General features: G+C 37.3%; 14 protein-coding genes. 1 reads left to right on the top strand and 13 read right to left on the bottom strand.

Annotated features, from left to right (window positions below; all coding sequences use genetic code 11):
* Positions 1–33: 33 nt before the first annotated feature.
* The 3 genes from MOO45_RS04490 to parE are packed head-to-tail and all read right to left on the bottom strand — an operon-like array spanning position 34 to position 5484.
* Positions 34–1002, bottom strand: a complete 969-nt coding sequence (locus MOO45_RS04490; RefSeq protein ID WP_249513759.1) for a LysR family transcriptional regulator — start codon at positions 1000–1002, stop codon at positions 34–36.
* A 13-nt stretch (positions 1003–1015) separates the two neighbouring features.
* Positions 1016–3436 carry a DNA topoisomerase IV subunit A gene (parC, locus tag MOO45_RS04495; protein WP_249515161.1) on the bottom strand — a complete coding sequence of 807 codons (2421 nt, stop codon included), beginning with the start codon at positions 3434–3436 and terminating at the stop codon, positions 1016–1018.
* Positions 3437–3495: 59 nt separating this feature from the next.
* Complete coding sequence (parE, locus tag MOO45_RS04500) at positions 3496–5484, bottom strand: DNA topoisomerase IV subunit B (protein WP_249513760.1); 1989 nt, start codon at positions 5482–5484, stop codon at positions 3496–3498.
* A gap of 104 nt (positions 5485–5588) precedes the next feature.
* On the opposite strand from parE, the gene plsY reads away from it, so the two are divergent.
* Positions 5589–6221, top strand: coding sequence for a glycerol-3-phosphate 1-O-acyltransferase PlsY (gene plsY, locus MOO45_RS04505; RefSeq protein ID WP_249513761.1), 633 nt, complete (start codon positions 5589–5591; stop codon positions 6219–6221).
* A 225-nt stretch (positions 6222–6446) separates the two neighbouring features.
* On the opposite strand, the gene MOO45_RS04510 is transcribed toward plsY, so the two are convergent.
* From MOO45_RS04510 to MOO45_RS04555, 10 genes are all read right to left on the bottom strand, one after another.
* Positions 6447–7283: a histidine phosphatase family protein gene (locus MOO45_RS04510; protein WP_249513762.1), complete on the bottom strand. Its 837-nt coding sequence runs from the start codon at positions 7281–7283 to the stop codon at positions 6447–6449.
* 166 nt (positions 7284–7449) lie between these two features.
* On the bottom strand, positions 7450–8136 hold the full coding sequence (locus MOO45_RS04515; protein WP_317619022.1) for a methionine ABC transporter permease: 687 nt from the start codon (positions 8134–8136) through the stop codon (positions 7450–7452).
* Positions 8137–9198: a methionine ABC transporter ATP-binding protein gene (locus MOO45_RS04520; protein ID WP_396022424.1), complete on the bottom strand. Its 1062-nt coding sequence runs from the start codon at positions 9196–9198 to the stop codon at positions 8137–8139. It lies immediately after the preceding gene.
* 10 nt (positions 9199–9208) lie between these two features.
* Entirely contained in the window at positions 9209–10537 is a 1329-nt protein-coding gene (locus tag MOO45_RS04525) for a M20/M25/M40 family metallo-hydrolase (RefSeq protein WP_249513764.1), read from the bottom strand.
* Positions 10538–10561: 24 nt separating this feature from the next.
* The gene (locus MOO45_RS04530) at positions 10562–11389 is read right to left on the bottom strand and encodes a MetQ/NlpA family ABC transporter substrate-binding protein (protein WP_249513765.1); all 828 of its coding nucleotides are present in this window, start codon (positions 11387–11389) and stop codon (positions 10562–10564) included.
* A 406-nt stretch (positions 11390–11795) separates the two neighbouring features.
* The gene (asnS, locus tag MOO45_RS04535; RefSeq protein WP_249513766.1) at positions 11796–13091 is read right to left on the bottom strand and encodes an asparagine--tRNA ligase; all 1296 of its coding nucleotides are present in this window, start codon (positions 13089–13091) and stop codon (positions 11796–11798) included.
* Between the two features lie 118 nt (positions 13092–13209).
* Positions 13210–13695, bottom strand: a complete 486-nt coding sequence (locus MOO45_RS04540) for a peptidase (protein WP_249513767.1) — start codon at positions 13693–13695, stop codon at positions 13210–13212.
* Between the two features lie 22 nt (positions 13696–13717).
* Positions 13718–16501: a helicase C-terminal domain-containing protein gene (locus MOO45_RS04545; protein WP_249513768.1), complete on the bottom strand. Its 2784-nt coding sequence runs from the start codon at positions 16499–16501 to the stop codon at positions 13718–13720.
* A 4-nt stretch (positions 16502–16505) separates the two neighbouring features.
* A complete protein-coding gene (gene addA, locus MOO45_RS04550) occupies positions 16506–20174 on the bottom strand; it encodes a helicase-exonuclease AddAB subunit AddA (RefSeq protein WP_249513769.1) in 3669 nt (1222 codons plus the stop codon).
* Positions 20161–23643: a PD-(D/E)XK nuclease family protein gene (locus MOO45_RS04555; protein WP_249513770.1), complete on the bottom strand. Its 3483-nt coding sequence runs from the start codon at positions 23641–23643 to the stop codon at positions 20161–20163. Before MOO45_RS04555 ends, addA begins: the two co-directional genes overlap by 14 nt.
* Positions 23644–23656: the final 13 nt, after the last annotated feature.

Here is a 23656-nt window from a genome sequence, read left to right on the forward strand (position 1 = left end):
AAGTCAATTATTATTTTTATTATAATACAAGGCTCAGCTTTTGGAAAAACCTTTTAAACGATCTTCATAAGAAATATCACTCAAATAATTATTCCAAGCTTTCAAGAAGGTTGAAATTCGTGGAATGTTAGCTTTTTCTTTACGATACACAAAATTCAAATCAAAAGAAACCGATGCATCAATCAAATTTTTTTGCGAAGTAATTTGCGACTCATTAGCTAACACATAGCTCTTGGGAAAAAGTGCATAAACATCTTTTTCCCGAGTAAATTTCAAAATTTGATCTGGGGCAGCAAACCGTGCCACACAATGAGGACCATCAACCAATTGATTCTTTAATTGCTCTGATAAAAATTCCGTCAAATAATAATTATCCGGATAACCTACCCAAGGTTGATCAGTGATTTCTTTTAGATGCAACGTACGTTGATCAGACCATTTAGGATTATTATTAACCAAAATTAAATTTTCATCCATAATTTTTTGCGAAATATACGGCTTCCAATTTTTGATTGAATCATCCGGCAAATACATAATAGCTAAATCAAGCTGATTATTTTCTAAATAATTCCATAATTCATGTCGTGTCAATAACAAAGTTTCTAAAACTACATCTGGCTGTAAATCATTATAACGAATAATAAAATCCTCAATCACGCTATCTTCAATAGTAGATAACAAGCCAATTTTAATTGAGCCTGTCGACGATAAAGTAGATTTTTGAATATTATCAATCGCTTTAATCATAGTTCCATAAACATTCTGAACTGCTTCTAATAAAATTCGACCAGCGTCAGTTAAATGGATTTGCTTACCCATAGAATAAAATAAGGGAGTACCAACATTTCGCTCAATTTTTTTAATTTGTTGCGTTAAGGCCGGTTGCGTAATTCCTAATGAACGCGCAGTTTTGGTATAACTTAAATTACTCGCTAATTGAGAAAAATAACTTAGCGATTTGGACGTAAAAACTTTCGTAAAATCATCGTTACCAACAGTCATAAAGTTACCTCACTTAACTTATCTCACCACTTTCAGGCTGGTTAACCTTTTTTGCCAAGATTATTGGACCATTTTTTTCAATATCAATCACAAAAGATCCATTTGAGTAACGATCACCAAACGAAAAATCTGCTAAATTAATCTGTTTCCAATAATTATTTTTGGTTTCAACTTTTAATATATCATTTTTTGAAAATAAAGAAACAAATTTTATAAAATGTGAATCTTTTTTTAATTTTCGTAAAACTAATATACCACGGCGACTACGAGTTGTTGACGGGATTTCCGACATTCTCATTTTCTTAACCGCACCACGTTGTGTCAAAATACCAATATATGATTGCTGATCTGCTAAATCGTGTATACAAAAATTGACGACCTGATCATCAGTTTTTAAATCCATCAATTTGACACCAGTAGCCTTCGCTTTAACAAGCGGAACTTCAGTCAGATCAAACCGGAGTGCATAGGTATTTTTCGACCAAGCAATAACTTCTTTGGGCTGTGAATCAGTCGCATTGAGACAATAGATATCCAACACCCGACTAGCCTGATCGTGTAGTTTAATAGCCTGAACCAGGCGTGTACGATAAGTCCGTCCCGGCAACAAATCTTGAAAATTAACCTGCTTAATATAATTATCATTTGTTGCTAAAACAAAGTTCTGCTGTTGCTGTAAATCCTGAAAAACGAAAGCTTTTAAAATAGTTTCATCAGATTTCAGTGCATAAGTTTGTGATAAATGTTGTCCAGTATCTTTCCATCTAACATCAGCCAATTCGTGAATTGGTCGATAAATTAAATGACCATAATTCGTAAACATCCATAAATGTTCCAGAGTTGAAGCCTCTTGATCCAAAATAACTTCATCACTAGTTTGTAACCCGTTATCCTTGCCTACAGAAGCCTGATAAGAACGTAAGCTACTCCGCTTCAAATAACCCTGCTTACTAACCAAAATGCGAACAGTTTCATTACCAATCATCACACTACGATCAATTTTCAATTCCTTAACTTGTGCTTCGATTTTAGTTAAGCGTGGTGTTGAAAATTCTTGTTTGGTTGCCATTAATTCATCTTTGATAACTTTCAACAAAGCTTCGGGCTTATCAATAATTGTACGATACTGCTGAATTATTTTTTCCAAGCGAGCCTGTTCAGCTTGTAAAGAAGTCACATCCGTATTGGTCAGTCGATATAATTGCAACGCTACAATTGCATTGGCCTGCGCTTCACTAAAATCATATATCTTCATCAAATTCTGTTGTGCGTCACGCTTATTTTGACTAGCTCGAATCGTTTTAATAACTTGGTCCAAAATAGATAACGCCTTAATCAAGCCGTCGACAATATGCAATCTTTGTTGAGCTTTATTTAAATCAAACTTCGTTCTACGTAAAACAACTTCTTTTTGATGTGCTACATATGCCTTTAAAATAGGCAATAATCCCATCTGTTGAGGACGCATCTGCGCAATCGCTACCATATTAAAGTTATAGGTAACTTGTAAATCTGTGTTCATAAAAAGATAGTTCAAAACACCTTGTGCATCAACTTCTCGCTTGAGCTCAATTACGATGGATAAACCATGACGATCTGATTCATCACGAACTTCCGCAATGCCTTCAACTTTTTTCAAAACCCGAACTTCATCCAATTTTTTGACTAATTGAGCTTTATTCACTTCATACGGAATTTCAGTTACCACAATTTGGCTACGATGACCATGTAACTCACTAATTTGAGTTTTAGACTGTAGAATAACCTTCCCACGACCTGTTTCATAAGCTTTTTTAATGCCTGCCACGCCCTGTAAAATTCCTCCTGTAGGAAAGTCTGGACCTTTGACATACTGCATAGCTTCATCCAAAGTCAAATCGGGATTATCCAACAAAGCGACCGTTGCATCAATAACTTCGCCCAAATTGTGTGGCGGGATTTCGGTTGCATAACCTGCCGAAATTCCAGTGGCCCCATTGACTAATAAATTGGGAAAACGTGCTGGCAAAACCGTGGGCTCTTCTTGGGTATCATCAAAATTAAGCACCATGTCGACTGTATTTTTGTCAATATCTTGCAACATTTTTTGAGAAATTTTACTCAAACGTGCTTCAGTATAACGCATCGCCGCTGGCGGATCGCCATCCATCGAACCGTTATTGCCATGCATTTCAATCAGTGGAACCCTTAATTTCCAATTTTGACTCAAACGAACTAACGCCTCATAGATTGAACTATCACCATGAGGATGAAAATTTCCCATCACATTACCGACAGACTTCGCCGCTTTTTTAAAAGCTTTATCATAAGTATTGCCATCAATATTCATTGCGTATAATATGCGACGTTGCACTGGCTTCAAACCATCGCGTACATCAGGCAAAGCACGCTCTTGAATAATATATTTTGAATAACGACCAAAACGATCGTCCATAATTTCTTCTAGTGAAAGTTCTTGTATTCTAGAATCTGCTACCAAATTTTTCACTCACCTTATTTATGATTCAACTGCTTCTTTAAGTCTTTGGTTCCGACGGCATTAGTTTGACTGTCCTCAATTAAACTACCGTCTTCTTCTAGATTAAATTTGACATTCGTTTCAATCCATTGCCGCCTAGGGGCTACTTTATCTCCCATCAAAGTCGTCACTCGTCGTTCCGCCAATGCTGCATCGTCAATTCGCACACGGACCAACGTTCGCGTCTGTGGATCCATTGTCGTTTCCCATAATTGATCCGCATTCATCTCACCTAAACCTTTGAAGCGTTGCAAACTATAACCCGATCCCATCTGATTAATATCTTTCACTAATTCATCTTCCGTCCAAGCATATTCAATCTGAGTTTTAGAACCACGGCCCTTTTGTAACTTATAAAGTGGCGGTAACGCAATATACACACGGCCAGCTTCAATTAACGGACGCATATAACGATAAAAGAACGTTAATAACAAAATTTGAATATGTGCTCCATCAGTATCCGCATCAGTCATAATAATCACTTTATCATAATTACTATCCTCAACCTTAAACTCAGCACCCACGCCTGCACCAATTGTGTAAATCATGGTGTTAATTTCTTCATTTTTAAAGATGTCTTCTAGTTTAGCTTTTTGTGTATTTAAAACCTTACCTCGTAACGGCAAAATGGCCTGAAATTTGCGATCCCGCCCCTGCTTAGCTGAACCACCAGCTGAATCACCCTCCACCAAATATAATTCATTCTTTTTCGCATTACGTGATTGAGCCGGCGTCAACTTACCAGACAGTAATCCTTGATCTTTCTTCTTTTTCTTCCCGCGACTATTTTCACGGGCCTTACGTGCAGCTTCACGGGCTTCGCGGGCTTTCAATGCCTTTTTAACAAGTGTTTGACTAAAATCACCATTTTCTAACAAATAAAAGGTCATTTTTTCATAAACAATATTGTCGACAACACTACGTGCCTCTGGTGTTCCTAACTTGCCCTTGGTCTGCCCTTCAAATTGCAAAAGTTCTTCAGGAATCCGAACTGCCAAAACTGCGCTGAGTCCCTCGCGAACATCTGAACCTTCCAAATTTTTTTCATTATCTTTAAGCAAACCAACTTTGCGTGCATATTCATTAAAAGCTTTGGTTAAGCCAGATTTCATCCCTGCCTCATGACTACCACCGTCACCAGTTCGCACATTATTGACAAACGACAAAATATTCTCAGAATAGCCATCATTATACTGTCCAGCAAACTCTACTTCAATTTCGTTCTTACTACCTTCAAAGTAAAAAACATCCTTAATGACATCTTTGCCTTCATTTAGGTATTTGACAAACGATTGAATACCATCTTCGAATAAATATTCCGCTGTGTGTTTCGGTGTAGAACGCGCATCCTCAAGCGAAATCTTAACTCCCTTCAATAAAAAGGCCGATTCCCTTAAGCGTTCCGCTAAAGTATCAAAATTGAACTGTATTGTTTGAAAAATTTGAGCATCAGGCTTGAAAGTTAAAGTCGTACCACTTTGCTGATGCACCTTACCAATTTTTTTCAATGTTCCTACAGGATGACCACCGTCTTTAAATTCTTCTTCATAAGCAATGTGATCGCGAACCACTCGAACTGTCAACCATGAGGATAATGCATTAACAACTGAAGAACCCACGCCATGCAAGCCGCCAGATGTCTTATAATTATTATCGGAAAATTTACCACCAGCATGTAAAACAGTTAGAATTACTTCAATCGTGGGAATTCCTGATTCGTGCATGCCAGTTGGCATTCCACGACCGTGATCGGCTACAGTTACTGAGCCATCAGCGTTCAACGTTATAGCGATTTCTTGACCAAAACCAGCTAAAGCTTCATCAACTGAATTATCAACAATTTCATATACCAAATGATGCAGTCCGCGCGCATCTGTGGAACCAATATACATCCCAGGCCTTTTACGAACGGCCTCTAAACCATGTAAAATTTGAATTGATGCATCATCATAATTATTTGTCATAGGAACTCACTTTCAAAAAATAACAGAATATTTTAGTAATTTGTATTAAAATAGAATTTTAAACCTGATTAAGACGGTTTATTTTAATTACGGAGGTTTTATTATTGTTAAAAATCGCAATCTGTTTCATTTTAGCATATTTAATCGGTTCTTTTCCGTCAGGCTATTTAATTGGCAAGCTCTTTTTCCATCAAGATATTCGCCAAAATGGTAGTGGTAATATCGGAACTACTAACACTTTTCGAGTTTTCGGAGTTCTACCCGGCGTGACGGTTTTAGTTCTAGATATTTTCAAAGGAACCCTAGGCGCCAGTCTTCCAGTCTTTTTCCAAGTTCCAGGCAAGCCGTGGATGATCATTATCGGCTTAGCCTCAGTCTTAGGACACTGTTTTTCAATTTTTATGCACTTCAAAGGCGGCAAGGCTGTGGCCACCGCAGCAGGAATTTTATTAGCTTATAACCCACCATTATTTTTGTTTGCCTTTTTCTTGTTTGCAATAATTATCTTAATCAGTAGCACCGTCAGTTTAGCTAGCCTGATTTCTTTACCAGTTTTGACATTTCTAATTTGGCGAACGCATGATCCGTATTTCCTATTTGCTGCCGTTTTGGTAACTATTGTCGTGTACATCCGACATATTCCGAATATCAAGCGTTTGGCGAATCACAATGAAAATTTAGTGCACATCGGCTTGGTTTATTCATTGTCTAAAAAAAGACAATCACGAAGTCATTAAGACAAAAGGGCATATCCATTCTACCCAAAATTATTAAGATTGCAATTCATAATCAGCTTAAGCAAACTGGTGTTCGTATAATTTTAATTATATCATGTTGACCTTTAAAATGCTTCTTCTTTTTGAACTACTCAAAGAGTAATGTATAAAAAATAAAATGGCCTGCCAATTATCTAAATTTGGAGGTCATTTTATTTTTTATAACTGAAAAACTATCTTGGAAACTTATTTGTTACTTTTCAAATCCTGTTTTCCAGCATCATAATACTTGGTAGAACCAATTTTTCCTTGCAACTTAAATTTCTTATTTTTATAAACTAACTTCGTTACAGAATCATTATCTAAACTCTTACCTTGATATTCTGGAATTCGTTCCGCACTTAAAAATTGATCAATCGACATGCCAGAACTCACGACTAAAACATTACCACCACCATTTTTTTTCTGATGCTGCGCAATTTGCGTTAAAACATCTGTCATCCGTTTTTGGACCTGTTTGGAACTTTCAGCCCGATCACGTGGTTTTAAGTCAGTTTGCAACTCATTTTCCTTATCCAATTGATAATAACCATCTTGCATCTTTTGCATAACCTGCTTGCCTGTTTTTTTGGTAAACGTTTGCACGTTGGGGTAACCATAATACTTAGCTATTTTAACAACTGATTCCTTCATATCAGGTCGACCTTCGTAACTACCGTAATTATCTTCACGCAAATCAGGTTTAGTCTGTAACTTGACCTTTTTATTATCAGAATATTTTAAAGCTCCTTGTGCAGTTTCCTCTTGTCGTGTTAAATTCCCTGCATAAGCCGATTGAAATTTAACTTTTTTCAAACCTAATCCTAAGGCTTTGGCCCCTTGTTTACCATTATTCGTTAACGGATAATCCGACCAACCTTGAGCCACATGCATCACATTAGCTGTGGTTTCCCCATGACGTGTTAAGTAAATAACCACCGGTTTTTGTTTGGTAGCTTGCGTAACTTGCGGTTGCTGCAGTGCAATACCTCCAGCCACTCCCAACGCTAGCACACTAAGTACCTTCGTTACTTTTTTGAACATTCTTAAAACCCTCTTCTTTTAAAATTCGAAACAGGAACATTTTAATCTAAGAATGAATGCGGTGTCAATCCTAGTTCTCTATTCTATCAGCACTTAAAGGAATCTTCAGTCAACAAAAAGAGTGTCAAATTAATAAAAATTCGACACTCTTTTAAATTTAATTCATTTAATGCTGCAATTTTTTCATAAAATAGTCGCCAATGCCTTGAATCACAAAGACCAAAATTAAAATAAAAATTAACGAAACAATTGTAACATCATTTTCAAAACGTTGATAACCAACAGCAATGGCCATATTGCCTAGGCCACCACCACCAATAGCGCCAGCCATTGCCGTTAAACCTATCAAACTAATCATCGTTAGTGTCGCCGAACGAATTAACTCTGGTAAACCTTCTTTTAAATAAACCCGATAAATAATTTGCCAAGATGAACACCCCATCGCTTGTGCGGCTTCTACCACACCAGGATCTACCTCGACTAATGCCAATTGAACTTGCCGGGCAAAAAATGGTGCTGTTCCAATAATTAACGGAACTAAAGCTCCTGTTGGTCCAATCGTTTGTCCTACAATCAACTTAGTAAACGGACCAATGACAGCTAACAAAATAACAAACGGAATAGATCGAAAAATATTTACTAGTTTATCTAAACAATAATAAAATTTTTTATGAGGCAAAATACCATTTTCTGCTGTTACAATCAAAGCTAATCCTAAAATTAAACCTAAAACACCAGCAAACAAAGCACTAACAAAAGTCATATACAAGGTTTGATAAATTGCTTCTACAAAACCGTTATCACCCGACCAATTAGCTACAACATTGGGCATCCAAGCCTTAATTAACTGCATTTAATTCACCTCTATCTGATCTAAATCAATTTGCTTAACTGTGACTTGCAAATGATTCAAATAGTCCAATGCCGACTCAATTTCAGGATCTGGTCCTGATAATTCCAATAACATAATTCCCACAGTTGTTCCTTGGATTTGCTCAATATTACTAAATAGAATATTAGCTGTCACCCCAAAACGCTGGTACAATTCCACGACAATCGGTTGCCCCGTTACATCACCAAAATAATCTAACTCTACTAAATTATAATTTTTGGAATCAACTAGCTGTTGGTGCTTGATTTCTTCTAATACATTATCCAAACGAGTGGCAGATGCAACAAATTTTTGCGTTAATTGTTGTTTAGGATGACCAAAAATATCCAACACACTCCCTTGCTCAATTAGTTCACCTTGATCCATAACGGCTACGTAATTACAAATTTGTTTAATCGCGTCCATTTCATGAGTGATAATCACAATCGTAATTTGCAATTTTTGGTTCAAATATTTCAACAAATTCAAAATATCAGTTGTTGTTTCTGGATCCAATGCACTCGTCGCTTCATCGGAAATCAAAATCTGTGGATCATTAGCCAAAGCTCTGGCAATAGCGACTCTTTGTTTTTGACCACCTGATAATTGTGATGGATAAGTATCAACTTTATCAGATAATCCCACCAAATCTAGCAATTTAAGAACCTTATCGTGACGTTGCTGTGCATTTAATTGACTATTTAATAAGGGAAACTCAACATTTCCGAAAACTGTTCGTGAAGCCATTAAATTAAAATGCTGAAAAATCATGCCGATCTTTTGTCGTGCTTCGCGCAATTGCTTGGGTTTATATGTCAACAAATCTTGACCGCTAACAATCACTTGTCCTGCGGTAGGGCGCTGCAGTAGATTAATTACTCGTACAAGCGTACTTTTGCCTGCACCAGAGTAGCCCATAATGCCAAACACATCACCTTTTTTTACACTTAAAGAAACATCTTTGACAGCTTGTAATTCTTGTTCTTTAGTTTGAAAAGTAACTGAAATATTTTTTAATTCAATAATTGGTTCTTGTTTATACATCATACAAAACCTACAACTTATCCAAAAATTGGCTAAAGAAATCAATAAACTGCAAATAATCGTTAATCCGAATATTTTCATTTGGTGCATGCGGACCTGAATGACTATAACCAACCCCACAAGAAACAATTGGTGCATGCGTATTTTTGTTCAATAGATACATTGGACCTGTACCAGCACTGGAGGGTAATGAAACTACTTTATCGTCTCCATAAACTGTCTTAGCTGTCGCAATGAGTCGATCAACCAACGGATTTTGCAAATCCCAACGATAGCCTCGTTCACCCAGTAAATAGTCAACTTGAATATCTGTAAAACCCTGATCTTGCAAATATTGCGTTAATTGCTTAAAAATCACTTGCGGATCTTGATTAGGGACTAAGCGAAATTCCAATTTTGCTGTTGCTTGTTTGGGAGTCACCGTCTTGACACCAGAACCTTCCCAACCACTACTAATACCTTCAATATTAATAGTTGGCGCAAATGTCAGATTATTATTAACACTTTTATTTTTTAACAAGGGTAGCTGCAAATCCCACTTTTTGGTCAAATCAGGTGTTGGTGCTTGGGCTACTAATTGTTCTTCGATCTCACTAGGTGCCACAACTTCCTCATAAAATCCCGGCACCTGAATCGTACCATCAGTTGCTCGTAAAGAGTTCAATGCCTGAACCAAACGCCAAGTAGCACTATCTGCGACTGCTGCTAAAGAAGAATGCAGATCACTGGCCGCCGACTTTGCAGTTAATTTAAAACATAGAACTCCTTTATTGCCACCCTCAATTTGAAATTGCTCATGATCATTTTTACTACCAGATTCCCAAATCACTAAGTCTGCTACCAATAAATCATTATATTTAGCTAGATAATCACTCAAATGTTCACTAGCAACTTCTTCTTCGCCTTCAATTAAAAATTTGATATTGCAAGGAAAATCACCATGCTCTTGACGATACAATTTCAAAGCTGTCAAGCGACTAATAAAATCACCCTTACAATCTGCAACACCACGTCCGATCAAACTTTCAGCAGATTGTTTAAGCTCAAAGGGATCTGATTCCCATAATTCTACGGGTTCCTCTGGTTGCACATCATAGTGATTATAAATTAATAATGTCGTATCACTTAAATGTTGTGGTTGGACCTGTGCAAAAACTAATGGCGCTTGATAATCATCAAAAACTTGTACTTGTGCACCTAATTGCTCCTCCAACAAATTTTTTAAAAAAGCAGCAGTTGCGGCCTGTTTTTGATGCTTAGCAGAAACTGATGGGAGCGCAACATAATCGCTCAACTGCTGAATTGAATTTTGAATAATTGAATCTTGTAATTTAACCATTGTTTTATCCTTTCTAAGACAACTTTAAAGCTTAACTTTCCAAGCTGCAACGCCATTAGGTCCATAAATTTTATGAATTTCTTTTAGAACATCATCACTTTGATAAGCCTTGACAATTTTCTTATACGTTGGATTATTCTTATCCTTTTTATTAGCAGCAATGACATTAATCCACGGACGAGACTTCTTCGTAACCTTTTCGCGATAAACAACCTTTTTTGAACTCAATTTAGCAGCACTAGCAACATTACCGTTAATCACCGCGGCATCAACATCATTGAGTGAATGAGCTGTTTGGGCTGCGTCTAACACTTTGAACTGTAAGTGATGGGGATTATCCGCAACATTTTTGGTAGAAGGCAATTGATTTTTCTTCGTCCGTAATTTGATTAAGCCCACTGATTCCAATAATTCCAACGCCCGAGCTTCATTTGAGCTATCATTTGGTAACGAAATTTTCGCTTTATCCGGTAATTCACTAACTTTCGTGACTTTATTGGAATACATTGCCATTGGTTGAATCATCGTATCACCGATAGCTACTAAATCAGCATGATGAGCTTTATTCCAATTATCTAAAAAATAATGATGTTGAAATGCATTGATATCCAATTCATGCTGTAATAAAGCAGTGTTCGGCTGATTATAATCAGAAAATTCTACAATTTTTAAATTGATATGTTCCTTTTTGACTTTCTTCTGAACAACCTTCCATGCTGGTGCATCAGCATTATTAATACCCACTTTCACTGTTTTCTCTTGCGACTGTTGGCCACACCCAGTCAAAACAAACAATAATAAAGCAGAGCTTATAACTAACACGTACTTAAAAATTTTCGTTAACTTTTTCATCAATCTCACCTCATAAATTTCAAATATTCTGAAAAATTAATAACAAAAAAACCGCCCCTAATAAACTTCTTATAGAAACTTATTAGAAGCGGTCAACACCACGGTACCATTCTAATTCAGGATGACCAAAAGCCAATCCTCTCATCAACATACAAAACAACTATATGTGTGTACAATAAAGAGTACCAACCATTGCCACCTTATCAAACGACTCGGTGCACCAATCACAGGTCATTTTCATTAGCTAACGTGATCCCTTCACATCGACTGGGACTTTCTGAACACAATAAGCTTAACTACTTCCCCTGATCACTTTGTTTATCAATATTTCATCAACTTGTTGACGATATCATATAATTAACTATTTCAAATGTCAACCTTTTTCCTTAAAAAAATCCAATTTAATTTAAGGCTTTAAGCGATTGATCATTCGGGGAAATGGAATTGCTTCACGCAAATGATCCAAATGACAAATCCACGTAATTGCCCGTTCCAAGCCCATGCCAAAGCCAGAATGTGGAACAGAGCCATATCTACGAAGATCTAAATACCAATCATAATCCTCTAAATTCATCCCCTCTTTTTCCATTTCTGCTTTCATCTGGTTATAATCCACTGCCCGCTCAGAACCACCAATAATTTCGCCATAACCTTCTGGCGCTAATAAATCAGCACAAACATAAACATTATCACGATCTTGAGCTTCCTTCATGTAAAATGGCTTGATTTGTTTAGGATAATCCAATACAAAAACTGGCTGTTCAAATTGATCCGAAATATAAGTTTCTTCAGGAGAACCAAAATCGTCTCCCCATTTGATGTCAAAACCGCCTTCCTGACACAATTCAATAGCCTCATCATATGAAATTCGTGGATAAGGTAGATGAGTATATTTTTCTAAAATCTCGGGATCACGATCAATCAGCTTTAATTCATACTGACAATTATCCAACACACTTTGCACCAGATAACTGACATAGCGTTCCTGAACTTGTAAACTTTCTTCTTGATGCATAAAGGCCATTTCAGGTTCAATCATCCAAAATTCGGTTAAATGACGCCGTGTTTTTGATTTCTCAGCCCGAAAAGTTGGACCAAAAGAAAAAACTTTACCAAACGCCATTGCGCCAGCTTCCATATACAGCTGGCCACTTTGCGATAAATAAGCGGGATTATCAAAATAATCAGTTTCAAACAATTCAGTTGTACCTTCTGGAGCAGTCCCTGTCAAAATAGGCGGATCCATCTTGATAAAGCCTTCTTGCTTAAAGAAGCGATAACTAGCGTCAATAATCTCATTTCTAATTTTCATAATTGCAAAAGGACGCCGTGATCGTAACCATAAATGCCGGTGATCCAACAAAAATTCGATTCCATGTTCCTTAGGCGTAATCGGAAAATCTTCACTTTCACCTAAAACTTCAATTGCAGAAACCTCAATTTCATAACCAAAATGTGAACGATCATCCTGATGAATCACACCCGTCACGTAAAAACTTGTTTCCTGCCGTAATTTCTTAGCTAACTCAAATACTTCCTCAGCTACATCACTTTTAACAACTACACCTTGGAAAAAACCCGTTCCATCACGTAATTGCAAAAAAGCAATCTTTCCCGAAGAACGTTTATCGGTGAGCCAAACACCAATTTTCACCTCTTGATCAACATGATCCTTGGCATCAATAATCCTAATGGTTTCCACAATACTGCCTCCAAAATTGATTTTTGTTGTTCAATTTTATTTTAATTATCTGTCAAAATTATAGCAAATTCAATCTAGTTTAGTTACCCAAAATCTAATCATCAAGCTGTTAAACATTCTATAAATTATTAATTACTTGCAAGATTTTTGTATTATGAAAATTAATCAGATAGTAACCTAGGCTATTATTCTGATTTCGATAGGTAACTTCCCACACCGGGTGTTTTTGATAATATCCCAAAGCAACTTTATTAATTTGTTTAGGATTTTGATGATTTTGAACCGTTTGTCGAACTTGACGAACTAAACCTGCTGGACTATTCAACAATTGAATTTTTCCATTTTGACCATTGATAACGACATAACGATAACCTTGTCGCGTCTGACCACCGACTGTGTAAAACTGCTGTCGACGGTCAAACTCTGAATAAAAAGTCGTAGTCTGCAGTCCACCCTTAGTTTTTGCAACGTGGATCGCTTGACTACGTGCAGAACTATGTGAAGCATTCATCACATAAAAACTACCTACAGATAAAACCAATAAAATGATTAAAATCCCCAAAAGTAAGGGACGTTTCCATTGCCGCTTCAAATTTTTCACCACGCTTAGTTTAATCACCAGTGTATCAAAGATCTGTCTGGAAAAACATCTTTATTTCCGAAGTAACCTGCTCTGTATCCAGCTCTGTCGTGAGTGGTGGTAAATCTAAATCTTGATATAAACGCGCCCCATAAGCAGACGTCTGTAATCTCTGATCTAGCAACACTAATGCCCCACAATCATCAGGATCTCGAATTAAACGCCCAGCTTGTTGCTTTAAGCGTCGAGCCGCAGTCGGAAGACTCTCAACCTTGAAAAAATTCTGACCTTGAGTACGCCAAAAATTGGTTTTAGCTTGTACAAAAGGATTGTCTGGTGCTTCAAAAGGAATGCGCGTCACAATAACTAATTTCAAATTTTGCGGCGCCAAATTAACGCCACTACCAAAACTACTGGTAGCTAACAAAACGGCTTGGTTGTTGAGAGCAAAGCGTTTTTTGACACGCTGATTGGATCCTGAAACAGATTGTGCCAGAATTTCTCGCTGCTGACTAATCTCATGTTCTCCTAACAATTGATACACAGCTTGCAACAAAGTCAATGAATTAAATAAAATCAAAGTCTGCTGCGAATTTTGTTGGAGCAGTGGCAAAATATTTTGTGTTAAATGTTGTGCTAAATCCGTTGTTTGTTGAGGATAGGGGGCATCTGTTGGTAAATAAACTTTTAGACGCTCTTCCAAATTAAAATCACGTTGCAAACTTAACTTGTTTTTTTGAGCTATCGATTGAGAAAGTCCCAACTGTTGCAAAAAATTGTGAAAACTATTGTGATATTTCAAAGTCGCATCAATCAAAATCGTTATTGGAAACTGTGTCTGCAACTTCTGAATAATATTTTCCTGATTAAAAATCTGCGTCGCTAACTTTAAACTGTCCCAATCCTGATAATTTAACATCGTTAGCACTAAACCGCCAGGTTCTTGCCAAATGGACAAACTTTCTAAAATTGCTTTTAATTGCTGCAACTGTTGCTGCAAAATCAAATATTCATCAGTAATTTGTTGCAAAACTTGCTCTAACGCTAAACTAATATTGCCTTCTACCGCTTGAGACAGCTGCACCAATTGCCCGACTTGTTCTAATAACAGCCGAAATTGTTGAGAACTCTTCTTTAAGTATTGCAAAGTTCGCTGCGCTAGTTCATCACGCTTCAAAGGTAACTGAATAACCACAGATCGTTTTTGCAAGGGGACTTTGGTTTTAACATATTGACTGACCAAATCCGCACTTAACCGTGTTAAAGCACGCGCTAACTGATCAAATAGCAACTGAAAATTGGCTAAATCAGCATGCTGCCAAGATTGCCACAAATTTTGATGAAAGGTATTCCGTAACAACACCCGATTTTGATACAACAAATCACTCAACCGCTTTAACGCTTTACGAGTCGTCTGAAATTCAAATTGTGCCTGCGGCTGCAAAGTTTGTTGCAACAAATTGCTAGCTTCATCAATAATTAAACCAGCACTTGCTTGAAACAGCTGTTCCTGCAAATTATTCAATAAATAACTATGATTAGTGATAATTAAATCACTGTGTTCAGCCTGTTTGGTCAAACGCAACCAAAAATCATACGGCGCAAAAATCCCCGTTGCAGGGTGCCCATTACTCCGAATGAGACGAAACAAGGAAGTCTGATAATTCGTTAAATTAAGCTCTTGCAAATTACCGGTAGTGGTTTGCGTCAACCAAACTAGAATCTTCAACAACATTAATCGCAACAAACGGTGCTGCTTTTCGCTAGTCAATAAACGATAAAAATTGGCTAAATCTAAATAATCATTCGGACTAGAAATGACCGTCGTACTATATTTTTGCTGACGCAACTGTTCTACGCGTGAAACATCTTGTAATAATTGCTGTTGCAACAATTTGGTTGATGTAGCAACTACCAATTTTTGTCCTTGGTCTAACTGATAAGTTATTGGTAACAAATAACCCAATGTTTTCCCTAAACCGGTAGGAGCATTAATTAAGGATAGTGGCACCTGCTGAGTTAGCTTTCGATGCACAAAATTCATCATTTTTGTTTGTTGTGCCCGCCACTGCAGTTGAGTTCCAAAAAGTTTCAATTTTTGTTTCCGATTAACTGGAAAAGTTGACGATTTGAGACCAGTACTCACTACTGCTACGGGTTTTTGCAACACTAAACTGCGCACTTGAACTAAATTCGAAGATAAAGCAGACTTTTGGATCATCGCGTTTTGCGTTACATCACGGATAAATTCACCCGTTTGGCGCAAAAAATTCTTTGCAAATTTATTTAACCATTTCATCGTGGGCACTGGCAAAGCTAACAAACGTTTTCGTAATTGCAAAAATAATTTGGCGGTCGCCCAAGCATCACTGTCGGCTTGATGCGGCTTATCGTGAGTAATCTGTAAATAATTAGTTAATTCTGCCAACTTAAAACTCGGCGCCGTTGGCAATAAGACTTGAGCTAACTCTACCGTATCAATCGCTGCCAAATTTAATTCTGGAAAACCAGCATTGGTGAATTCTGTTTGCAAAAATGGATAGTCAAAATTGACATTATGCGCCACGAAAACTTTACCTTGCAAAAACTGCCAGATTTGTGGTGCAACATCGACAAACACCGGTTGTGACTGCAATTGCTCATTCGTAATCCCAGTTAATTGATGAATGCGGTCATCAATTAAACATTCAGGATTAATCAAAAAGGAGACTTGATTGGTAATTTGAAAATTCTCAATCACCACGCCCGCAAACTGAATAATACGGTCATGCTCATGCCGTTTTGTCCCGGTCGTTTCCAAATCCACAACAACATACTTTTTATTCTTCATACGTTTAGTTTACCTTAATTATTTGATTAACGGATAACAAACATAAAAATTTTTGTTGCACAGGCTGTTGCATAATTTGTTCCGCAGCCTTTTGATATAAATTCAATTGCCCGGAATATTGTTCAATTGCCTTAGTCACAGAGTGTGGGCCTGTTTTTTTATGCATATCAATGTAATCCGTTTTATAATCAAACAACGTAATTTGTTGATGCTCATCACTAAATAATCCATCAATGATTCCGTGAATCAAAATTTGATCATTATTAGCTGCCATCGCTGTAAAGACTTGATCCGCTGGTAAAACCATTGAAAACGCCCATTCCCGTTGTAAAGTTGCTTGATGAGCTATAATTTGTTGACCTAGATTTGACTGATAAAATTGCGCCAAACTAGCAAAATTGATTTGCTCCATCACTTGTTGAGTAAAGACTTGTTGTTGGACCAATTGCTGAGCCAACAACACAAAATCAGTTTGTTTCGGTGTTTGATCTAAATTGATTTTTTGTAACAATAAATGCGTAGCACTGCCCACATCGGCTGGTTTAACTTGCGATTTTTCTTGACTCAAAAATCGTGGACGCTTGAAATCATCCAAAACATATCTTTGGCCTTTGGGGACAGTATCTTTTAAATCTATGACAGGTAAATTTTGATCGTCAGGATTCGCGAATAAATGTTTAATCTCCGAAACAGATTGGTAAGCCGTCGTTTGGGTAGCTGCTTGCTGCGGATATTGGAAATTTAAAATTTTTTGTGCTTCCTGCTTAAAAAGTGGTGAAGTCGTTATTGAATTTTCTGACAGTTGTCCTTCAGAATTTTGATTCGGGGACTTTTTAGAACCTTTTTCAAGCCGAAAACTGTGCACACTAAAATCAAAGTCAGAATTGTCTGCAGGTATAATTTTCTCATCCTGTAAAATACCATTCAATGCCAAGATTGGTTCTAAAATATCTTGAAAAGATTTAAAACTAGAACGAAGTCCCAAATCTAAGACTTGTTGATGACCGTTCGGCAATCCCATTTGCCAACTGTCCCAAGCTTTTGACAAAGCAACTTTTGTTGAGCCCACTAAAATTAATTTCTGTTGTGCTCTGGTTAATGCTACATATAATAATCTGATTTCCTCAGACAACAACTTATTCTTTTGTGCAGCTTTAATTGCTGCCATTGGCAAGGTTTCATAAAAAATCCGTGTTTCAGGATCCAAATAACGAATGCCCAACCCCTGTTTAGCATCCAACAGATAACGCTTTTTGACATCTATCGCGTTAAAACTATGGTCAAGATTCAATACAAACACAATTGGAAACTCCAAACCCTTACTGCCGTGAATCGTCATCGCTTGAATCTCATCAGCTTGAGCTTGAAATTCTACCGGTCGCGCCAAATCGTGTTCATTTTCCTCAATATGTTCAATAAAATGAATAAATTGAAACAATCCCTTAAACTCCAGCTGTTCAAATTCTGTGGCCCGTTGATACAGCGCGTGCAAATTAGCCACTCGTTGCTTACCATTCGGCATGCCTTGCACATAGGACAAATAACCCGTTTTTAAATAAATTTGCCAAATTAATTCTGCCAAACTTATTTTGGGTGCCAATGTCCGTAATTGCGTCAGTAAAGTCATAAATTGTTGAACCTTAGTTGTCAATCGCTGAGCAAATTGATTTTTTTGATTATACTCATCGTTAGCCAAATAATTCGATAAGGCCTGATAATAATCACCGCTCCGTTGATTGATACGCAAATAAGCTAATTCATTCTCATCTAAACCAACGATGGCGGATCGCAAAACCGCCACTAAAGCAATATCTTGCCGCGGATTATCAATAATTTTTAACATCGACAGCATCGTCTGTACTTCACTAGCTTGAAAATAATTAGCCGAATCATGAACCACAATCGGCAACTGTGATTGAGCAAATTGTTCAATTAAATCATTGTTTAAACTTTTAACGCGCGTCAAAATTGCAATATCTCCGTAACGCAAAGTTCGTAGCTGTCCCGTTTTGCGATCATAAACCTGAAAATTTGCAGCTTGCAATTCTTTAATCCGCCGAATCACAGCCTGAATTTCCAATTGTTCACTCGTCAACTGCATTTTAGGTAATACAGTTTGATCCACGAACCAAAATTCGGTCTGCGCGTCAGTAGCCGATGGAAATTGACTACCAGCTTTTAAGCTTGCTGCTTGATCATATTGAACATCACCTAAACGCTCATCCATCACATGAGCAAAAATAGCATTGACCGTCGCTAAAACATTCGTGTGTGAACGAAAATTATCGGTTAAATTCACTAATTGTCCCGCGGAACTATCTTGTTGAAATCCCCGGTATTTGTGCGTGAACAATGCTGGGTCTGCTTGCCGAAAACCATAAATGGCTTGTTTGACATCGCCAACCATATACAAATTACCGGGCTCAAGCCGCTTAAATTGTTGAATAATGGCTTCTTGTAACGGATTGGTATCTTGATATTCATCAATTAAAATTTCACCAAACAAGTCATGATAATAATCGCGTGCCACTAATTTGCCCCGATAGTCAGCCTGTAATATTTTTAAAGCATAATGTTCTAAATCATTAAAATCTAAGCTATGCTGAAACCTTTTTTTAGCTTGAAAAGTGGTCAAAAAAGCTTGTTCCACTTCAATTAACTTAGCTACCATCTGACCACTATTTTGTAAAATCTGCCGCCAATGTTCGTTATCTAATACAAAATATTTATATTGCCAATTTTCCACAATTTGCGTAATCCGCTTTTTACATTGCTTGAAAGGTTCCATAATCTCAGCCGCTGTTTTGGCTTTAGCTCGACCTTTAATTTTAACTAAATGATTAATTTGCTGGCGCAATTGGTCCCAAGAATAATGCTTCAAATGCGCCAATAATGCTTGAATTTGTTGTTGAAACTGCTCTACACTATCAGCATAATTAGCCAACTCTTCAAACGTCGTGACTTGTTGTGCTAGTTGTGCTGCTTGTAATGTTACATAATGCATCTCTTGCTCCAACATTGGCACAAACTGTTCTTGATAAAACGTCATCTGACTCAAATCATCCTGCACTTGATAATCATCAACCAAACTGCTTAACCATTGTTTAGGATTTTGATTTGTCAACGCCACATTAGTTAATTTAAACAACAAATTTTCCATTTCCTGATCGTCGTTACCTGTGGCAAAATTATTTTCTACGGCTAAAAAATCCGTATCTTCGGCTTGATAATAAGTATTGCGTACTTTTTGCCAGGCCCGTTCCTGTAACAAAAATCGTTCATTATCATCACTCAACAATCGAAAATTAGGATCCAAATCAATCAAATAATAAAATTTGCGAATAACTTGTAAACAAAAAGCATGTAATGTACTGATGGAAGCCGTTGGCAACTTGGACAGTTGTGCCCGTAAATGCTGTTGCTGTTCCCCTGTTGCTGTCATCGCTGCTTGTTGAATTTTTTGTGCCAAACGTTGTTTCATTTCTTTAGCAGCAGCTTCAGTAAAGGTCACAATCAATAAGTGGTCAATTTGTTCTCCTGCTTGCAATTGTTGCACAATTCGGTCAACTAAAATGGTCGTTTTTCCCGCACCTGCGGAAGCAGACACTAAAACATCACTCCCTGTCACCGTCAGTGCTTGCTGTTGTGCGGCGGTTGGTTTAAATTTTGCCATGCGGTTGCTCCTTCAAATTTAATTGTTCAAAAAATTGCTTTCTATTTAACTTTGGCATGAGCCGGTAATTATTTTCCGGCAACATCGCATCAAATTGCATAATAGGTAAATAATCACTATACTGTAACGTCGTTTTCTTCTCATCCAATCGCAACGGACTAATCTGGTTTTGTCCTTTCAAAATAGCATTAGCAGCTTGAACGATTAATTGTTGATTAAACGCTAGTAACTGTTGAAATTCATCTTGGTTCACAACCTTGTTAGCATTCAGACGTCGATTTCTAGCAATTTGAAAAACTTGGGACGCCTGTTGCTCTGCAGCTGGATCCAAAATTTCAGAGCTATGACCATCATCAATGATCAAGCCTTTATATTGATACTGTTTAAATAACGCTGCCGGTGCTTTTGTTAAATCACCCTTTAAACTTTCTAAATTGACAGTGGAATCTTGAATATGAAAATAAAAACCACCCACGGGCAGCATATCTTGTGCCAACAACGAAGAATCATTCAACAAACTAGCCAAATAAGTCAACATCTGCAAATTTAGACCTGCGGCAAACTCTTGAAATTTAAAATCTTGTTGCCCTGATTTATAATCCACAACCATATAATAATGTGGATCGCTCATCAACTGATCAATCCGATCAATCCGTCCCCGCACAATAACTGATTTTTGGTCATCCAAAGCAAATTTTAACGGTTCAAGATTATGCTCAGCACCCACTTGACCAAAAGTCACTTCCGTTTTAAGAGGATAAAATTGCGCCTGCTGCGTCTGTTGGCGCAAAACTTCTAATGAACGCTGCACCGTTTCAATCATGTGCTGTTGAATGAACTGCTCATCGTGAGTAAAAATCTGATAAGCGGGTTGTTGCAAAACCTGTTGAACGATCTGCTGAGAAACTTGCTGCAAAGTCTTCGCGGACAAATCAGCCCACGATTGATTTTGACTTTGCAATTGCTTGACTGTCAGATCCAATACTTCATGAAAAAAGGTTCCTTGGTTTGCTGGAGTGATTTTAAATTGTGGTCTCGGTTTTAAATGCAAACCATATTTCAAAAAATATTCATATGGATTGCGATAAAAAGTTTCTAATTGCGAAATAGATGCCAACAACTGTGAACCATATAGCGCCTGACTAATTTTTAAATCTAACGAAACCGCAATATTTTGATAAGATAAGCCCCGCCAGATTTTTGACAAATAAATTTGCGCCGCCGTTGACGATTGAAAAATTAAGTCTTTCACATATTGCCAAGCAGGCGCCACCGGTGTTTGATCAGTCTTACTCTTTCGGTACACTGCTAATAAATGATCTGCTGTCATAATCGGACTGCCTAATAATTGCAGAACCTGTTCTTCTTCAGTTGGTTGAGTAAAATCAATAATTTGTTCTGTCAATTGAAAACGTTGCTTGAGTAATTGCACATAAGGTGATAGTTGCATCGCTGTTACTTGTTTGGTGCGTGCATACGTAAAAATCAAGCGTTCGCTACTACTCAAAAACGCCAAATCATGAACATAAGGTTCATTACTATTTAATTGTTCTTGCGTTTGCGGCAAAGTTTCTGTATCTCGCAATAATGGCTGTAAATGGACCAAATCATCATCAGACAGCACCCCACCAATTGGATTGACCTGAGGCATATTCTGATCATCAGCACCCAAGATCAGCGTAATTTTCCGTCCTGTCGGTTGGACAAGTGCCAAATTAGAAATTTGCACAGCATCTAAGACCGCTGGAATGGTTAAATATTGCGCTTTATCAAAACCGTTATCTAACACTACTAAAAAGTCTTCCAAGACAAATTCGTCCGTGCCGAATAATTCAACAAACTCATCTAAAATTTGTGTAAAAGTATTGACCACTTGCTCCGGTTGCTGGCTCAAGACTAAATCGCCTGCTTCAATCGCAGTTGTTTCCCATTGTTTCAAAGTTTTAAAAACCTGCAGTTTATCTAATAGTTGATACAATTGCGCACAAGCGTCCCGAACAGAAGTCGCTTTTTGCGTCATTTTTCGCAATGCTTGATCAATTTGAGTAATTAGATGCTTGATCCCATTAATTTGCGCAAATTGTTGTTGACTCTCCAATGAAGAATGCTGTGCTGGACTCACAAAATCCGTTTTTTGCCGCCAATCATGTGCGCGGATCCCGTGTGCTAAACAATAATTATCTGTCAAATCAACCGCTTGCCGATACTGATCTAAAGTCCAACCTTTCGGAATCACCAATTCTGTCCGCAATAATGTCATCACATCATGATATTGCAAATTATTTTGTAATAAAGCAAACAGACTATCAATCAAAGACTTGAATGCATGATCACGCATTGAATGGGGCAAATCCAAGAAATAACTAATTTGTTGCATTTGAAAATACGGATCCAAAAATTGCTGATAATCTCCCAAATTACGAGCTAAGACCAAAAAATCTTTATAACGATAACCTTGCGTGGCCACCAATTGCCGAATATATGTCGTTACCGCCACAATTTCTTGTTGCATTGTCGCTGCCTGCCAAATTTGCACGGAACTATTATCCTGCAACATTTGTGTATCTAACGTTTGCAATCGATTATTTTGTTGCATCCAAAAATTTTCGACCAACTGCAAATCAACATTGACACGAGTTTGCTCAGCAACTTGGGTCGTAAACGGTATTTGCCGCTGACGCGCCGTTTGCGTCAATTTTTGAAAAAATTTAATTGGTTGCTGAAAAAAAATATTCGTCTGATCTTCACTGTAAGGACGATCCAAAGTTAAACTCAACTCAACATCAGCCGCCTGAGTCATGAGCGTCATAATAATTTGTAATTCTTGTAGACTAAATTGCGTAAAATCACTCACAAAATAGTGCACTTTAATTTGATTGGCATCCGTTTTTAAATAATTATTCAATAAATTCAATAGTTGATATTCATCATTATATTGCGCTGTCGTTTTTTGCAAATATTGCTCATAAATTAACGCTAAATCATCTAATTTTAAATCTAAGTCGCCTTGATTTCTCACCTGCTGTGCAAACTCAGTTAATCTTTGCGGCGTCAAGTGATTCGTTAATAACAAATCAACTTGCTGCTGTAAATTTTCAATAAAACCAATTCGCTTAGCTTCACCCGCATACAGATGTAACTTAGGCGCCAATTGTCGTACAATTTTGGCTAGCAACATGACTTGCGTGGTACCGGTTAGTTGAGGACTTTGATAAATAGGATCATTACGCAAGTAGTACCAAGCCAATCGAGAAAAGGAAAATACTTGCAAACGGTTAGTTGCCAATGTGGTGTGTGTATCTTGTTTTAAATGTGTTAAAATTTGAACTTCACTGTCAAACTTAATATGATCGGGAGTTAACCAGATAAATGTATCTTGGAGATTTTGTTGCATCTTTTGGTTCAAATCCGCTAATAAAATAGCGCGCTTATCCTTTTGAGCGGCACCTAATACGAATTTCACAGACATTTGGAACCTCCTA

The sequence above is a fragment of the Bombilactobacillus folatiphilus genome (assembly GCF_023380265.1).
Lineage (GTDB): Bacteria > Bacillota > Bacilli > Lactobacillales > Lactobacillaceae > Bombilactobacillus > Bombilactobacillus folatiphilus.

Excerpts from the sequence above, each read along its gene's own strand:
- MOO45_RS04490 (WP_249513759.1), bottom strand. The coding sequence starts at position 1,002 with ATGACTGTTGGTAACGATGATTTTACGAAAGTTTTTACGTCCAAATCG.
- parC (WP_249515161.1), bottom strand. The coding sequence starts at position 3,436 with ATGGACGATCGTTTTGGTCGTTATTCAAAATATATTATTCAAGAGCGT.
- parE (WP_249513760.1), bottom strand. The coding sequence starts at position 5,484 with ATGACAAATAATTATGATGATGCATCAATTCAAATTTTACATGGTTTA.
- MOO45_RS04510 (WP_249513762.1), bottom strand. The coding sequence starts at position 7,283 with ATGTTCAAAAAAGTAACGAAGGTACTTAGTGTGCTAGCGTTGGGAGTG.
- MOO45_RS04515 (WP_317619022.1), bottom strand. The coding sequence starts at position 8,136 with ATGCAGTTAATTAAGGCTTGGATGCCCAATGTTGTAGCTAATTGGTCG.
- MOO45_RS04520 (WP_396022424.1), bottom strand. The coding sequence starts at position 9,198 with ATGTATAAACAAGAACCAATTATTGAATTAAAAAATATTTCAGTTACT.
- MOO45_RS04525 (WP_249513764.1), bottom strand. The coding sequence starts at position 10,537 with ATGGTTAAATTACAAGATTCAATTATTCAAAATTCAATTCAGCAGTTG.
- MOO45_RS04530 (WP_249513765.1), bottom strand. The coding sequence starts at position 11,389 with ATGAAAAAGTTAACGAAAATTTTTAAGTACGTGTTAGTTATAAGCTCT.
- MOO45_RS04545 (WP_249513768.1), bottom strand. The coding sequence starts at position 16,501 with ATGAAGAATAAAAAGTATGTTGTTGTGGATTTGGAAACGACCGGGACA.
- addA (WP_249513769.1), bottom strand. The coding sequence starts at position 20,174 with ATGGCAAAATTTAAACCAACCGCCGCACAACAGCAAGCACTGACGGTG.
- MOO45_RS04555 (WP_249513770.1), bottom strand. The coding sequence starts at position 23,643 with ATGTCTGTGAAATTCGTATTAGGTGCCGCTCAAAAGGATAAGCGCGCT.